This is a genomic window from Cellulomonas flavigena DSM 20109 (genome assembly GCF_000092865.1).
GTDB classification, from domain to species: domain Bacteria; phylum Actinomycetota; class Actinomycetes; order Actinomycetales; family Cellulomonadaceae; genus Cellulomonas; species Cellulomonas flavigena.
The window spans coordinates 1,443,361-1,457,900 of the sequence record NC_014151.1 but is presented as its reverse complement, the minus strand read 5'-3'; the positions used below and the strand labels follow the sequence as shown (position 1 = coordinate 1,457,900).

Below are 14,540 nucleotides of genomic sequence, written 5' to 3'. Positions count from 1 at the left end.
ACGGTCCTGGGTCGATCGTGGCCCCCCGTCCTCACCTGCGGGGGACGGCGAAGCGCTTCACCGCGACCTTCGGTGCCCGGAGGGGCACCGCGACGCGTCAGCGCGGCGTCGCGGAGCAGGTGACCGTCCCCGGCGTCGGGCTCCCGGTGCCCTGGAACCCGAACTCGGCCGTGCCCCGGGACGTGAGGAACGAGTTCCAGGACGCCGCGCGGAAGGTCGCCCCGTCGGCGTCGGTCACGACGGTGCTGCTCCAGGCGTGCGTGGCCTCGCCCGCGGGCAGCTCGACGCGCACGGTCCAGCCCTCGAGGCTCGAGAACGTGCTGACGTTGACGACGCGGACCTGCGCGACGAAGCCGCCCGGCCACTCGCTGAGGACCTCGTAGGCGGCCTCGCACCCCGCGCGGTCCTGGGGCATGGTCGGGGTCTGCGTGGGGGTCGACGGGCGCGGCGCGGGCGACGTGCTCGCAGGGACCGACGTGGCGAGCAGCCCGGCTCCGGGATCGACGCGCTGCGGGCCGGCGGCGGCGGCCTGCGCACCGACGATCGAGCCGGTGACGATCACCGACGCGACCCCCAGCAGGGCGGCCGCGCGGCGGGCCGGACGACGGCAGTGGTGGACGGTCATGGGAGCCCCTTCGGACGAGCTGCGACGTTCGCGCCAGCCTGCCCGAGCGAACCGTTTCAGCAGTGAGCGGCCCGGAACGTTCCGGCCCGTGGCAGGCTGACCTTGCGTGCCGGCGGCACGTCGTGCGAGCGGGAGGTGGCAGGTGGCGGAGCCGACGGGCCGCGTGCGGGTCGACGCGTGGGCGTGGGCGGTGCGGCTCTTCCCCACCCGCTCCGCTGCGGCGGCGGCGTGCCGCGCGGGCCACGTCCGCGTCAACGGCGAGCGCGCCAAGCCGGCGACCCAGGTCGTCCCCGGGGACGAGGTGCAGGTGCGCGGCGGGGCGCGCGAGCGGCTCGTCGTCGTGCAGCGGCTGCTCGTCAAGCGCGTCTCCGCGGAGGTCGCGCAGGCGTCGTACCTCGACCGCTCCCCCGTGCCGCCGCCCCGCACGCAGGTGGCGCTCGCCGGGCAGCGTGACCGCGGCGCCGGGCGCCCGACCAAGCGGGAGCGGCGCGAGATCGAGAAGCTGCGCGGCCGCTGACGCCGGACGGCCCTCAGCGCGCGGCGCCGGGCGCGCCCGCGATCCGGGCCATCCACTCCCCCACGCCCGTCTGCTCGAGCAGGTCGTCGACCCGCGGGCTGGTCGCGACGAGGCGCAGCACGACGCCGCGCTCGGCCGCGTCGCGGGCGAGGCGCACGAGCACCGAGAGCCCGCTGGAGTCGAGGAACGTCACGGCACCCGCGTCGAGGTCGACCGTGCGCACCCGCGGGTCGGCCAGGGCCGGCCAGAGCGCGGGAGCGTCCCGCTCGCGCACCACCATGTCGACCGGCCCGGTGAGCACGACGTGGAGCACGTCGCCCGCACGTCCCACGTCGAGCCGTCCACCCGCCGCCTGCCCGCTCATCGCCCGATGGTGCCGCGACGCCGGAGCCCGCGCACGTCGGACGGCGCCGGGCCGGGCGCGGGGCCGCCCCGTCGGGGACGGATCGTCGCGGGGTGCATCCTGGTGCGGTGACCCCCGAGCCCGCGACCGGCGACGCGCACGTCGTCGTCGCGTGCCCGCCGGGCCTCGACGTGCGTCGCACGCTGCTGCGCCTGCGCCGCGGCACGGGCGACCCGACGTGGGCGTGGCAGCCGGACGGCGTGTGGCACGCGACCCGGCGCGGTGACGACGTCGCGACACTGCGCCTGCAGCCGGTCACCGGCGGGGTGCGCGCCGACGCGTGGGGCCCGGGCGCGGCCGGGGTGCTCGCGGACGCGCCCGGGCTGCTGGGCCTGCACGACGACGTCTCCGGGTTCGCGGCGCACCTGCACCCCGTCGTGGCACGTGCGCACCGCACGCACGCCGGGATCCGGCTCGCACGCGGCGGTGACGTGTGGCCGGCGGTCGTCACGGCGGTGCTGGAGCAGCGCGTGGTCGGCGTCGACGCGAAGGCGTCGTGGCGGCGGCTCGTCGCACGGCACGGCACGCGCGCGCCGGGGCCGGCCCCCACGGCGCTGCGCGTCGCACCGCCGGCGCGCGTGTGGGCCGCCCTGCCCGTCTGGGAGTGGCGCGGCGCCGGCGTGGACGCGCAGCGCTCGGACACCGTCCGCCGCGCCGCTGCGGTCGCGCACGCCTTCCGCGCCGACCTCACCTCCACCGAGCTCGCGCGGCGCCTGCAGACCGTGCCCGGCATCGGGCCGTGGACGGCGGCCGAGGTGACGTCGCGCGCGCTCGGGGACCCCGACGCCGTGCAGGTCGGCGACGCGCACCTGCCGCACCTCGTCGGGTGGGCGCTGACGGGCCGGCGCGCCGACGACGCGGGGATGCTGGAGCTCCTGGCCCCCTGGCAGGGCCACCGGCAGCGGGTCCTCGTGCTGCTGGAGACCGCGCACCGCGGGCAGCTGCCGGCGTACGGGCCGCGGGGCCGGCGCGCGCTGCCGATGCGCTGACGTGCGCGGCTGCGGCGCGCCCGGCGTCGTGGACGGACGTGCCGCGGCGGCGACGGACGGTGATACTGGCCACGACCCCGTCACGACCCTGGAGGAGCCATGGCTTCCGACGAGACCGCGTACTCGACCGACCCGGCGCCGGGGGCGCCCGCGCGCGCCGCGACCGGGGTGCTGTGCCTGCTGCTCTTCGTCGGGTCGTTCGCGCTGTTCACCATCGGCTTCGAGGCCGACGGGGCGGCCGGCGCGCTGCTCGTGACCGCGGCCATCGTCGCCTTCGGCCTGGCGTTCGCGATCCCGACGACGATCCTGCCGGCGCTCGAGGAGCGCGACCGGCGGTGACCGTGGCCGCGACGACCCCGACGCGCCTGCTGCTGGTGCGCCACGGCGAGAGCGTCGGCAACGTCGCGGCGTCGCGGGCGGAGCGCGAGCACTCGCTGCTCGTCGACGTCGCGACGCGCGACGCCGACACGCCGCTGTCGGACCGTGGGCGCGAGCAGGTCGCGGCGCTCGGCACCTGGCTCGGTGCGCTGCCGCCCGAGGACCGCCCCGAGGTCGTGTGGTGCTCGCCCTACGTCCGCACGCTCGAGACGGCCGGCATCGCGCTCGAGACGGCAGGGCTCGCCCTGCCGGTACGTCGCGACGAGCGGCTGCGTGACCGTGAGCTCGGGATCCTCGACCGGCTCACGTGGCGCGGCGTGCGCGAGCGGCACCCGCAGGAGGCGGAGCGCCGGCGCCACCTCGGCAAGATGTACCACCGCCCGCCGGGCGGCGAGTCCTGGGCGGACGTCGCGCTGCGCCTGCGCTGCGCCCTGGCGGACCTGCAGACCCGCGACGCGGGCCGGCGCGTGCTGGTGGTGGCGCACGACGCGGTCGTCATGCTGCTGCGGTACGTGCTCGAAGAGCTCACCGAGGACCAGGTCATGAGCGAGTCCAGCGTGCGCAACGCGTCGGTCACGCGGCTCGACCGCGTCGACGACGGCTGGCACCTGGCCGTGTTCGACGACGTCGCGCACCTCGCGGCGCTCGACGCGGCGATCACCGAGCACGAGGGGACGGAGGACACCGGTGGCTGAGGACCCCGTGCTGACGCCCGCGCTGCTGCGCGAGCACCCGCTGCCCGAGCCGACGGGCGGCAAGGACGCCCGCGGCGGCGTCCTCGTCCTCGGCGGCGCACGCGGCACGCCCGGTGCGGTGCAGCTCGCGGGGCTCGCGGCCCTGCGGGTGGGCGCGGGGCGGCTGACGCTCGGCGTCGCGGCCTCGGTGGCAGCGGCGCTCGCGGTCGCGACGCCGGAGGCGGGGGTCGTCGGGCTGCCCGAGGACGACGGCGGCTCCGTGACGGGCGCGGGCGACGCGCTGGCCGGCGAGCTCGAGCGTGCCGACGTCGTCGTCGTCGGACCGGGGCTCGACGAGCCGGAGGGGACCCTCGCGCTGCTGCGCGCCGTGCTCGAGGACGCACCCGCCGAGGCGCGGCTCGTGCTCGACGCCTTCGCGCTCGGCGTGCTGCGCGATGCGGACGACGTGCGCGCGGGCGTCCGCGGGCGCGCCGTGCTGACGCCCAACACGTCGGAGGCCGCGCGGCTGCTGGGCGAGGACCTCGACGACGCGACGGGCGAGGGCGGCGACGACGCGGACGTGCCCGTCGCCGCGCGGCTCGCCGACGGGTACGGCGTCGTCGTGGCGTGCGCGGGCGTGGTGGCCGAGCCCGGTGGCCGGCGCTGGCGCTCGTCCACCGGCTACTCGGGGCTGGGGACCTCCGGCAGCGGTGACGTGCTCGCCGGGGCGGTCGGCGGGCTCGCGGCGCGCGGTGCGGACCTCGCGCAGGCGGCGTGCTTCGGCATCGAGGCGCACGGCGTGGCGGGCGACCGGCTGGCTGCGGCCGTCGGATCGCACGGGTACCTCGCGCGCGAGCTGCTGACCGAGCTGCCGCGCGTGCTCGTCGAGCTGCGCGCCCGCTGACGGCCCCGCCCGGACGCTCCACCCGCCGGACGCGGGGTGGACGTGACGCGCGAGTGCAGCACACTGGGGGTGTGGACACACCTCGCATGAACGTCGAGTCGTTCAACCTGGACCACCGGACCGTCGTCGCGCCGTACATCCGGCTCGCGGACCTCAAGGAGCTGCCGCACGGGGACGTCATCTCCAAGTTCGACGTGCGCTTCGCGCAGCCGAACGTCGCCCACCTCGAGATGGACGCCGTGCACTCCCTCGAGCACCTGTTCGCCGAGCACTCGCGCAACCACTCGGGCCGCGTGCTCGACTTCTCCCCCATGGGCTGCCAGACGGGCTTCTACCTCATGCTCGAGGGCCGCTGGGAGGAGCAGGACGTGCACGACCTCGTCGCCGCGACCCTCACGGACATCCTGGGGGCCACGGAGGTGCCCGCCGCCAACGAGGTGCAGTGCGGCTGGGGCGCGCACCACACGCTCGCCGGCGCGCAGGACGTGGCCCGCACGTTCCTCGCGGCGCGCGACGGGTGGAGCACGGTGACCGCGTGAGCGAGGCGCTCACCGCCGCGCCCGGCGCGCAGGTCGACGCGGTCGTCGTCACCGCAATGGGCGTCGAGGCCACACCGTTCCTCGAGCGCGCCGCGCACGTCGGTGACGAGGTGGAGGCCCTCGGCGCCCGGCGCCGCGTGCTGGACCTCGGCGGTCCGCGGGTCATGCTCGTGACGTGCGGCATCGGTCTGGTCAACGCCGCGTCGGCCGCGACGCTCGCGCTGCACGGCTCCCGACCGCGCGTCGTGCTCAGCGCGGGCTCGGCCGGCGGCATGGGGCTCGACGTGCGCGTCGGGGACGTCGTGGTCGGCGCGTCGACGGTCTACGGGGCGGCCGACGCCCGGGTCTTCGGGTACGCGCTCGGGCAGGTGCCCGGTATGCCCGCGCGGTTCGACGCCGACCCGGACCTGCTCGACGCCGTCGACGGTGTCGACGCGGGCGGGCTGACGGTCCGCACGGGCACGATCCTGTCGAGCGACGTCTTCGTGGACGCCGAGCGGGTCGGGGCGATGCGGGAGGCGTTCCCCGACGCGCTCGCGTGCGACATGGAGTCGACCGCGCTCGCGCACACCGCGCACCTGGCCGGTGTGCCGTTCCTGTCGGTGCGCGGCATCTCGGACCTGTGCGGCCCGATCGCCGGCGTGGACTTCGGCGCGCACGTCGACGACGCCGCCGAGCGGTCCGCGACGGTCGTCCTGGGACTGCTCGACGCGGTGCTCGCTCCTGCCTGACGCGCGCGCCCGCTGGGCACGCGTGCGCGGCCACGGCGGCGCGTCGACCCGGTGAGTTCGGCGGGCGGGCGGGGTCGGCAGGGAGCGGACGGAATGGTGTCGACCTCGGCGAGGTTGACGTCCGAGACTGTCCGGCGGCGTGATCGCGCCGTGCTGCCGCGGTCCACCGACCGCAGGACCTCCCGCCCCCCGCCCGCAGCCGGGCCCGAGACGTCAGGCGACCACCTTGACCGACAGCACCACCCCCTCGACCGCCGTGGCACCGTCCCCGGCCGCCGCGCCCGCCGCGCCCGCCGCGCCCGCGAGCCTGTCGCCGCGCGACCGGCTCGCCGTCGCGCTGCTGCTGGTCTCGACGTTCGTCGTGATCCTCAACGAGACGATCATGGGCGTCGCCCTGCCCCGCCTCATGGTCGACCTCGCCATCACCGCGAGCGCCGCGCAGTGGCTGACCACCGCGTTCCTCCTGACGATGGCCGTCGTCATCCCCGTCACGGGGTTCTTCCTGCAGCGCACGACGACGCGCCGCGCGTTCCTCACCGCGATGGGGCTGTTCTCGCTCGGCACGCTCGTCAGCGCGCTGGCCCCGGGCTTCGAGGTGCTGCTCGTCGGCCGGGTCGTGCAGGCGCTGGGCACCGCGGTCATGCTGCCGCTGCTCATGACGACCGTGATGACCGTGACGCCCCCGGCGTCACGCGGGCGCACGATGGGCAACATCTCCATCGTCATCTCCGTGGCGCCCGCGCTGGGGCCGACCATCTCCGGGCTGATCCTCTCGGTGCTCGACTGGCGCTGGATGTTCGGGCTGGTCCTGCCGATCGCGCTCGGCGCGCTCGCGCTCGGGGCCCTGCGCCTGCCCGACGTCACCGAGCCGCGCCACGCGCGGGTCGACCTCGTGTCGGTGCTGCTGTCCGCGGTCGCGTTCGGCGGTCTGGTCCTCGGCATGTCCCGCATCGGCGAGGCCGCGACCGGCGACGTGCAGCCGGCGACGCTCGGCGCGCTCGTCGCGGGCGCCGCCGGGCTCACGCTCTTCATCGCGCGGCAGGTGCGCCTGCAGCGCACGGACGACGCGCTGCTCGACCTGCGCACGTTCCGCTCCCGCACCTTCGCGGTCGCGGTCGGGCTCATGGCACTGATGATGATGTCGCTGTTCGGCGTCATCATCATGCTGCCGATCTACGCGCAGACGGTGCTGGGGCTCGAGGTCCTCACCACGGGCCTCATGCTGCTGCCCGGCGGGCTGCTCATGGGCCTGCTCGCGCCGGCGGTGGGCCGCGCCTACGACAAGGTGGGGGCGCGCCCGCTGCTCGTGCCGGGCACGGTGCTGGTCGGGGTCGCCGTGTGGGGCATGGCCCTGCTGCTGGGCCCGCAGAGCTCGCCCTGGCTGCTCGTGGCGGCGCACCTGACGATGTCGGCGGGGCTCGCCCTGGTCTTCACGCCGCTGTTCACCTCCGCGCTGGGATCGGTCCCGCCCGAGCGGTACTCGCACGGCTCCGCGGTCATCGGCACCGTGCAGCAGGTCGCCGGCGCCGCAGGCACCGCGGTGTTCGTCACCGTGCTGTCGGCCACCGCCGCGGGCCTGACCTCCGGCGGCGCCTCGGAGGTCGCCGCGACGGCCGGTGGCGTGCACGCCGCGTTCCTCGTCGGTGCGCTGCTCACGCTGCCCGCCGTCGCGGCCGCGTTCGCCGTGCGGCCCGCCCCCGCGGGCACCACGGTCCCCGCGCACCACTGACGCGCGCCACGCCCGGTCAGGTCCCCGCGGGGCCCTGGCCGGGCGCGGCGAGACGCGCGACCGCCTCGACGACGGCTGCGTGCAGCCGCGGGTCGTCGAGCAGGCGGAAGTGCCCGTCGAGCGGGAGCCGCACGTTGACGGCCCCGGCGAGCTCGCTGCCGCCGGGCACGTGCGGGTCGAAGCGCGCGTGCACCGACCAGATGCGCGCGTGCGCCGCGACGTCGCGCGCGAGGGCGAGCACGTGCGGGTCCCGCGGGGACAGCGCGCGCACGGACCGCGCGGGGAACCACCGGGCGTACACCGACCCGGCGAACGGCGTGTTGACGGCGACGAGCCCGGCGACGCGCGGGCCGACCTCCGGGTGCGTCAGCAGGAGCTTGCCGATGAGGCCGCCCTTGGAGTGCGCGACGAGGACGACGCCTCGCAGGTCGAGCTCGGTGAGCTGCGCGGCGGCGTGCTGCGCGGAGGCCTCGAGCGGACGGTGGTTGAGGCCGAGCGCCGGCACCGTGTGGACGGGGTGCCCCGCCGCGTGCAGCGCCCGGGCGAGCGTGCCCATGACGGGCCACGTCTCGTAGATCCCGGGCAGCAGGAGCACGGGAGCGCCCGCGCCCGACGTCGGCGTCGCCGACTGCCGCCGGAGGCTCGCCGCGACCTGGGCCCGGGCGATCCACGCGTAGTCGCGCGCCCATGCGACACCCTGCTGCCACCGCCGCCGGACCCCTGCCGCGAGGTCCGGGTCGCCCGTCGCCCCGCTCATGGCACACCGTGCTCCGCGGGCTCCTGCCCCGGGCCGTCGCGCGGCGGGTCGGTGGGCGACGGCCCGGTGGACCGCTGCTCGGCCGACAGCATCCCGGCGTGCTCCAGGACGAGCGCGGCGACCTCACGCGCGTGGGACTGCATCGTGTTGTGCGCCGCCCCGGGCAGTGTCGCGGCGCGGCCGCGCGGAGCGACGCGCGCGAGCCGCTCGACCCACCCGGCGGGTGCGACCCGGTCGCGCGAGCCGCGCACGACCAGCACGGGCGCGCCGGCGCGGCGCAGCAGGCCGAGCACGTCGTGGTCGAGCATCCGCGTCAGCTCCGCGGTGTACCAGCGCGGGCCGCACTCCAGCGTCGTGCGCGCCAGCTGCGCGAGCACGTGGGGCGGCTCGGTGGCGCAGCTCGCGGCGAGCCGCACGAGCTGCCGCGCCACCGTGGCGGCGGTGTCGTCGACGGTGGGCCCGAGCAGCACGGCGTGGGACGCCGTCACCGGCGACGTCGCGAGCACCTCGGTGACCACCTGCGTGCCCATGGAGTGCCCCACGAGCACCGCGTCGTGCACGCCCGTGCGCTCTGCCCACCGGGCGACCAGCCTGCCGAGGTCGCCCATCCCCAGCGGCTCGGCGGGGCGCGGCACGCGCCCGAACCCCGGCAGGTCGAGCGCGTGCACGGTGCCGTGGCGACGCAGGTGCTGCGCGAGGTCCGCGAACGTGACCGACGACGCGCCGAGGCCGTGGACCAGCACGAAGGGCCGGCCGGTGGCCACGCGCTCGTCGGCGGCGTACGTCGACGTGCGCAGCGGCAGCCCGTCGACCCGCAGGCGCGCGACGTGCGGGTCGGTCCCGGGCCGGGCCGGCTCGCGCAGCAGCAGGGTCACGCGTCCTCCTCGCCCGCGGCGCCCCCGCGGGCGCCGACCAGCGGATCCTGACACGGCGACGTGCCGTCCGCAGTGGCACGCGCACCTTGCGCGACGCCCGGCTCAGCCCGGCGCGGCCTCCGGCAGGTCCAGCACGGCGCGGGCCCCGCCGCGCGGCGCGTCCTCGATCCGGACGTCCCCACCCAGCTCGCGCGCGACCTCCCGGGCGATCGCCAGGCCGAGGCCCGCGCCCCCCGCGTCCCGCTCGCGCGCCTCGTCCAGCCGCACGAACCGGGCAAAGACGCGCTCGCGGTCGCCGGGCGCGATCCCGTGGCCGTCGTCGTCGACGACGACACGCGCGCGTCCCGCCGCGGTCCCGGCGCAGACGTCGACCGTGCTCGCCGCGTGCCGCACGGCGTTCGCGACGAGGTTGCGCACGACACGCTCGACGGCGTCGGCCGTCCCGGTGCCGTGCGCCGCTCCGACGACCTGGACGCGCACGCCGCGCGCGTCGGCGTCCGCGGCGACGGACGCGACCGCGTCCGCGGCCACGGCGGCGAGGTCGACGGGCCCGGGCACGACGCCCGCGGAGCCGACCCGGGCCAGCACGAGAAGGTCGTCGACGAGCGCCTGCATGCGCGCGACCTGCGGCGCGAGGTCCGCGACCAGGTCGTCGACCGGGTAGGCGTCCGGGTGGGCCGCGGCGACCTCGACCGCGGCGCGCGCGGCCGCCACGGGCGAGCGCAGCTCGTGCGCGGCGTCGGCGACGAACGCGCGCTGCCGCGCCGCGGCGACCTCGAGCCGGTCGAGCATGGCGTTGAGCGTGCGGGCCAGCGCGCCGAGCTCGTCGTCCGCGGCCGGCACGGGCAGCGACCCGGGACCGCCCGCGAGCGCGACGCGGTCGGCCGCCGCGCGCAGGTGCTCCACGGGCGCGAGCGCACGGCCCAGCACGGCCCACAGCACGAGGGCGAACCCCGCGGTGAGCACGGGCACGACGGCGACGAGCGCGACGCGCAGCGCGGCCAGGACCCCCTGCACCTCGGTGGCGGGCACGGTCGTCACGAGCGTCGCGGGTGCCCCGCGCCACGTGACGTCGCGCACCGCGGCACGGGCGGCGGTGTCGTAGGCGCTCGCGCCGGTGCCGACGACCAGGACGTCACCGCCCGCCTGCGCGCGCCACGTGGCGAGGGTCGCGGCGTCGACCACGGGCAGCGTGCGCGACGCGGTGGTCGACGTCGCGAGCACGCCGCCGTCGGCGTCGAGGAGCTGCGCGACCTCGCCGGGCTGCGCGACGGGCAGTGCCGCGGGCACCCGGTCGTCGGCCACCAGCGACGCCAGCACGGTCGACCGCTCGCGCACGACGTCGTCGAGGGCCGCGGTCCGGGCGGCGCCGAGCGCCGTGGACAGCGCGAGCGCGCCGACGACGAGCACGCCCGCGACGGCCGCCGTGGCGACGAGCGTGAGACGGGCCCGCAGCGACATCCCGCGCCACCGCCGGGCGCGGGTCACGGCCTCGCTCACCCCGCACCCACCCGGTACCCGGTGCCGCGCACCGTGAGCACCGCGTCCCTGCCCAGCTTGCGCCGCAGGTAGCCGACGTACACCTCGACGACGTTCGGGTCCTCGCCCCCGGTGTCGAAGACGTGGTCGAGCAGCTCGATCTTGCCGACCACGCGGTCGGCGTGGCGCAGCAGGTACTCCAGCAGCGCGGTCTCCCGCGCGGTGAGGTCCACGGGCCGCCCGTCGCGCGTCACCTCGCGCGTCGCGGGGTCGAGCGTCAGCGCACCGGCCCGCAGCACGGCCGGACGCGGCGCGACGGGCCGGCGCACGAGCGCCCGCAGCCGCGCCACGAGCACCACGAACGAGAACGGCTTGGTGAGGTAGTCGTCGGCGCCCACGTCGAGCCCGTCGGCCACGTCGTGCTCGCCGTCCTTCGCCGAGAGCATGAGCACGGGCGTCCACACGTCGAGCGCGCGCAGCGCGGTGACGACGTCGTAACCGTTGCGCCGCGGCAGCATGACGTCGACGACGAGCACGTCGTACGCGCCGTCGACCGCCATCGCCAGGCCCGTCTCGCCGTCGTGCGCGGCGTCGACCGCGAACCCCTCGGCGGTCAGGCCGCGGCGCAGGGCGCGCACCAGCCCGACCTCGTCGTCGACCACCAGCACCCGCACCCCGGCAGCATCCCACCGTGCGCACGCGCGGGTCGTGTCCGCGGCCGGCGGCGCTCTCAGGGTCCGCTCAGCGACACCGGTGCACGGTGGTGCCATGGACACCGCACCCGTCTCCCCCACCAGGACGAGGGCCCGCGCCGCCTGGGCCGTGCCCGCCGCGGCCGTCGTCGCCGTCGCCGCCGCGTTCGCCGCGCCGCCGCTGCTCGCGTCCGCGCGCTCGGCGAGCCTCCCGCTGCTCACCGCCGAGGAGCTGCTCGAGCGCGTGCTCGACGCCGAGCCGCCGGCGCTGTCGGGCACGGTCGTGCACACCGCGCGCCTCGGCCTGCCGGACCTGTCCCTCACGCAGGTGGCGGGGGCCGACCCCGTGAGCCTGCTCGGCGGTTCGACGACGCTGCGCGTGTGGAGCGACGGCGGGCAGCGCTCGCGCGTGTCGCTGCTCGGCACCGCGTCGGAGTACTCGGTGGTGACCGACGGCGCGCAGGCGTGGACGTACTCGTCGTCCGACGACGAGGTCGTGCACTACGCACCGTCGCCGCAGGACGCGCAGCGGGTCGAGGAGCTCGCGCAGGCGAGCCCGCCCGCGGACCTGCCGACGCCCGACGAGCTCGGCCGCGACGCGCTCGAGCGGGCGCGGGAGCACGCGACCGTCGGCGTCGACGCGGCGACGACGGTGGCAGGGCGCGACGCCTACCAGGTGGTGGTGACGCCCCGCAGCGACACGACGCTCGTGGGGCGGGTCGTCGTGGCCGTGGACGCCGCGACCTGGTCGCCGCTGCGCGTGCAGGTGTGGAGCAGCGACGACGCGGCGACGCCCGCGCTCGAGCTCGGCTTCACGGACGTGACGTTCGCCGACCCCGGCGACGCGGTCCTCACGTTCTCGGCGCCTCCGGGCGCGAGTGTCCGGGAGGTCGTCGTGCCGCTGCCCACCGAGGAGGACCTCGCCGAGCGCGCAACCGACGCCTCGTGGCCCACCGACGCGGACGACGCCGAGCTGCCCGAGGGCGTCCAGGTCACCGGCGAGGGCTGGGACACGGTCCTCGAGCTGTCCGGGGTGGACGCCGCCGCACTGGTCGCGGGTGACCCCGCGGCGGTCGCCGGGATGCCCGGCGTCGACAAGCAGTTCGCGGGCGAGGGCGCGCAGGGGCTCTACGAGCAGTTCGCGCCCGAGGGGGACGGTCCGCCGATGGACCTCGACACCGCGTCGCTGTACGACCAGCTCACGACGCCCGTCGAGGGCGGACGTGCGCTGACGTCGAGCCTGCTCTCGGTGCTGGTGCTCGACGACGGCCGCGTGCTCGTCGGCTCCGTGCCGGTGGACGTGCTGCGCGCGACGGCCGACGCGTGACCACGACGACGGGCACGGCGGGTGCGGCGGCCACGGCCGTCGCACCCGCCGTGCGCCAGGCTGGTGCCGTGAACGACGACGCGATCCGCACGCACGGTCTGACCAAGCGGTTCCGCAGCGGTCAGGTCGCGGTCGACGGTGTCGACCTGGCCGTGCCGCGCGGCGCCGTCTACGGGTTCCTCGGGCCGAACGGCTCGGGCAAGACCACGACGATCCGCATGCTGCTGGGCCTCGTGACGCCGACGGCGGGCGAGGTGCACCTGCTGGGCGAGCCGATGCCCCGGTCCGCCGCCCGCGTCCTGCCGCGCGTCGGCGCGCTCGTCGAGGGGCCCGCGTTCCAGCCGTATCTCTCCGGTCGCGCCAACCTCGCGCGCCTCGACGCGGTCGACGCGTCGGCCGACCCGCGGACGGCCCGCACCCGCGCGGACGCCGCGCTGGACCGCGTCGGGCTCGGTGCCGCCGCGGACAAGCGGTACCGGCAGTACTCGCTCGGCATGAAGCAGCGACTCGGCCTGGCCGCGGCGCTGCTGCGCCCCCGGGACCTGCTCGTGCTCGACGAGCCGACCAACGGGCTCGACCCGCAGGGCACGCGGGAGGTGCGGCACCTCGTGCGCGAGCTCGCGGACGGCGGGACGACCGTGCTCGTCTCGTCGCACCTGCTGGCGGAGATCGAGCAGGTCTGCACGCACGTGGGGATCATGGGCGCCGGGCGGCTGCTGCTGCAGGGCCCGCGCGCCGCGCTCACGGCGCGCCGCGGGTCGCAGGTGGTGGTCCGCACGGCGGCGGCCGACGCCCCCGCGGCGCTCGCCGAGCTGCGTCGCCTCGGGCTCGCGGACGCGACGGCCGGGCGGACGCTGGCGGACGGCGACGTCACCGTCACCGCGGCCCTGCCGGGCCCGTCGGACGACGGGACGACCGCTCCTCCACCGCCGGAGGTCGCCGCCGCGCTCGTGCGTGCCGGGGTCGGCCTCCTCGGCTTCGAGGTGCGCCGGCCGTCGCTCGAGGAGGTCTTCGTCGAGCTGACCGGGGAGGGTTTCGATGTCGCTCGCTGACACCGCGCGGCGCGAGGCGCCCGCCGACCTCGCACCCGCCCGCCACCGCGGCGCCACGGCACGGCTCGTGCGCTCCGAGCTCGGGCTGGTGCTGGGTCGGCGGCGCAACGTCGTGCTGCTCGCCGGGCTCGGCCTGGTCCCGCTGCTGCTCGGCGTGGTCGTCTCGCTCGCGCGCGACGCGGGCCTCGAGGGCCAGGGGCCGCCGTTCCTCTCCGACGTCACCGGCAACGGGCTGTTCCTCGTCGTGGTCTCGCTGTTCCTGTGCACACCGTTCCTGCTGCCCCTGACCATCGGGATCGCGTCGGGCGACGCGATCGCCGGTGAGGCCTCCGCCGGCACGCTGCGCTACCTGCTCACGGTTCCCGTCGGCCGCGGGCGGCTGCTGGCCGTGAAGGCGCTGGGGGCGCTGACGTTCGCGGCCGCCGCGGTCCTCGCGGTCGCGGTGGTCGGGCTCGTCACGGGTGCCGTGCTGTTCGGCGTCGGGGACCTCACGCTGCTGTCCGGGGACACGGTGCCGCTGGCGGACGGCGTGCTGCGCGTCGCGGGCGTCGTGCTGTACGTCGGGCTGTCGATGACCGGCCTCGTCGCCGTCGGGCTGTTCTTCTCCACGCTCACCGAGGTGCCGGTCGGCGCGATGGCCGCCACCGTGGTCGTCGCGGTGGTCTCGAGCGTGCTCGTCCAGCTGCCGCAGCTCGCGGCGATCCACCCGCTGCTGCTGACGTACCACTGGTTCGACTTCGCGGAGATGCTGCGCGTGGTGCCGTCGGTGCACCAGCTCGCGCAAGGGCTCGCCGTGCAGGCCGGCTGGGTCGCCGTGTTCGGGTCCCTCGCGTGGGCGCGGTTCACGACGGCCGACGTCACGTCCTGAG

The 14,540-nt window shown here is 77.1% G+C and carries 17 protein-coding genes; 11 read left to right on the top strand and 6 right to left on the bottom strand.

Annotated elements, in window-relative coordinates; all coding sequences use genetic code 11:
* Positions 1 to 97: 97 nt before the first annotated feature.
* Positions 98 to 625, bottom strand: coding sequence for a cellulose binding domain-containing protein (locus CFLA_RS06580; protein WP_013116541.1), 528 nt, complete (start codon positions 623 to 625; stop codon positions 98 to 100).
* A 142-nt stretch (positions 626 to 767) separates the two neighbouring features.
* Here CFLA_RS06580 and CFLA_RS06575 point away from each other — a divergent pair, with 142 nt between their 5' ends.
* Positions 768 to 1,142, top strand: coding sequence for an RNA-binding S4 domain-containing protein (locus CFLA_RS06575; RefSeq protein WP_013116540.1), 375 nt, complete (start codon positions 768 to 770; stop codon positions 1,140 to 1,142).
* Positions 1,143 to 1,155: 13 nt separating this feature from the next.
* Here the strand turns inward: CFLA_RS06575 and CFLA_RS06570 are convergent, their stop codons facing one another.
* The gene (locus CFLA_RS06570; protein ID WP_013116539.1) at positions 1,156 to 1,506 is read right to left on the bottom strand and encodes an STAS domain-containing protein; all 351 of its coding nucleotides are present in this window, start codon (positions 1,504 to 1,506) and stop codon (positions 1,156 to 1,158) included.
* 107 nt (positions 1,507 to 1,613) lie between these two features.
* Between CFLA_RS06570 and CFLA_RS06565 the strand changes: the two genes are divergently transcribed.
* The 7 genes from CFLA_RS06565 (at position 1,614) to CFLA_RS06535 (ending at position 7,489) form a co-directional block, all read left to right on the top strand.
* Positions 1,614 to 2,534 carry a DNA-3-methyladenine glycosylase family protein gene (locus tag CFLA_RS06565; RefSeq protein ID WP_052302697.1) on the top strand — a complete coding sequence of 307 codons (921 nt, stop codon included), beginning with the start codon at positions 1,614 to 1,616 and terminating at the stop codon, positions 2,532 to 2,534.
* A 99-nt stretch (positions 2,535 to 2,633) separates the two neighbouring features.
* Entirely contained in the window at positions 2,634 to 2,873 is a 240-nt protein-coding gene (locus tag CFLA_RS06560) for a hypothetical protein (RefSeq protein WP_013116537.1), read from the top strand.
* Positions 2,870 to 3,607, top strand: a complete 738-nt coding sequence (locus tag CFLA_RS06555) for a histidine phosphatase family protein (protein ID WP_013116536.1) — start codon at positions 2,870 to 2,872, stop codon at positions 3,605 to 3,607. Before CFLA_RS06560 ends, CFLA_RS06555 begins: the two co-directional genes overlap by 4 nt.
* The gene (locus CFLA_RS06550; protein WP_013116535.1) at positions 3,600 to 4,490 is read left to right on the top strand and encodes an NAD(P)H-hydrate dehydratase; all 891 of its coding nucleotides are present in this window, start codon (positions 3,600 to 3,602) and stop codon (positions 4,488 to 4,490) included. Before CFLA_RS06555 ends, CFLA_RS06550 begins: the two co-directional genes overlap by 8 nt.
* Before the next feature lie 86 nt (positions 4,491 to 4,576).
* Entirely contained in the window at positions 4,577 to 5,029 is a 453-nt protein-coding gene (locus CFLA_RS06545; protein WP_013116534.1) for an S-ribosylhomocysteine lyase, read from the top strand.
* Complete coding sequence (gene mtnN, locus CFLA_RS06540; RefSeq protein WP_013116533.1) at positions 5,026 to 5,760, top strand: 5'-methylthioadenosine/S-adenosylhomocysteine nucleosidase; 735 nt, start codon at positions 5,026 to 5,028, stop codon at positions 5,758 to 5,760. Before CFLA_RS06545 ends, mtnN begins: the two co-directional genes overlap by 4 nt.
* 226 nt (positions 5,761 to 5,986) lie before the next feature.
* Positions 5,987 to 7,489: a DHA2 family efflux MFS transporter permease subunit gene (locus CFLA_RS06535; protein WP_013116532.1), complete on the top strand. Its 1,503-nt coding sequence runs from the start codon at positions 5,987 to 5,989 to the stop codon at positions 7,487 to 7,489.
* A gap of 16 nt (positions 7,490 to 7,505) precedes the next feature.
* Here CFLA_RS06535 and CFLA_RS06530 read toward each other — a convergent pair whose 3' ends face one another.
* The 4 genes from CFLA_RS06530 to CFLA_RS06515 form a co-directional block, all read right to left on the bottom strand.
* Positions 7,506 to 8,246, bottom strand: a complete 741-nt coding sequence (locus CFLA_RS06530; RefSeq protein WP_013116531.1) for an esterase/lipase family protein — start codon at positions 8,244 to 8,246, stop codon at positions 7,506 to 7,508.
* Positions 8,243 to 9,121, bottom strand: a complete 879-nt coding sequence (locus CFLA_RS06525; RefSeq protein WP_013116530.1) for an alpha/beta fold hydrolase — start codon at positions 9,119 to 9,121, stop codon at positions 8,243 to 8,245. The genes CFLA_RS06530 and CFLA_RS06525 overlap by 4 nt, the downstream gene beginning before the upstream one ends.
* Positions 9,122 to 9,223: 102 nt before the next feature.
* Entirely contained in the window at positions 9,224 to 10,621 is a 1,398-nt protein-coding gene (locus CFLA_RS06520; RefSeq protein ID WP_013116529.1) for an ATP-binding protein, read from the bottom strand.
* Entirely contained in the window at positions 10,618 to 11,274 is a 657-nt protein-coding gene (locus CFLA_RS06515) for a response regulator transcription factor (RefSeq protein WP_013116528.1), read from the bottom strand. The genes CFLA_RS06520 and CFLA_RS06515 overlap by 4 nt, the downstream gene beginning before the upstream one ends.
* A 94-nt stretch (positions 11,275 to 11,368) precedes the next feature.
* Between CFLA_RS06515 and CFLA_RS06510 the strand changes: the two genes are divergently transcribed.
* The 3 genes from CFLA_RS06510 to CFLA_RS06500 are packed head-to-tail and all read left to right on the top strand — an operon-like array spanning position 11,369 to position 14,539.
* Positions 11,369 to 12,619, top strand: a complete 1,251-nt coding sequence (locus tag CFLA_RS06510) for a LolA family protein (protein WP_013116527.1) — start codon at positions 11,369 to 11,371, stop codon at positions 12,617 to 12,619.
* Positions 12,616 to 13,671: an ABC transporter ATP-binding protein gene (locus CFLA_RS06505; protein ID WP_013116526.1), complete on the top strand. Its 1,056-nt coding sequence runs from the start codon at positions 12,616 to 12,618 to the stop codon at positions 13,669 to 13,671. The genes CFLA_RS06510 and CFLA_RS06505 overlap by 4 nt, the downstream gene beginning before the upstream one ends.
* A complete protein-coding gene (locus tag CFLA_RS06500; protein WP_013116525.1) occupies positions 13,658 to 14,539 on the top strand; it encodes an ABC transporter permease in 882 nt (293 codons plus the stop codon). Before CFLA_RS06505 ends, CFLA_RS06500 begins: the two co-directional genes overlap by 14 nt.
* Position 14,540 lies beyond the last annotated feature (1 nt).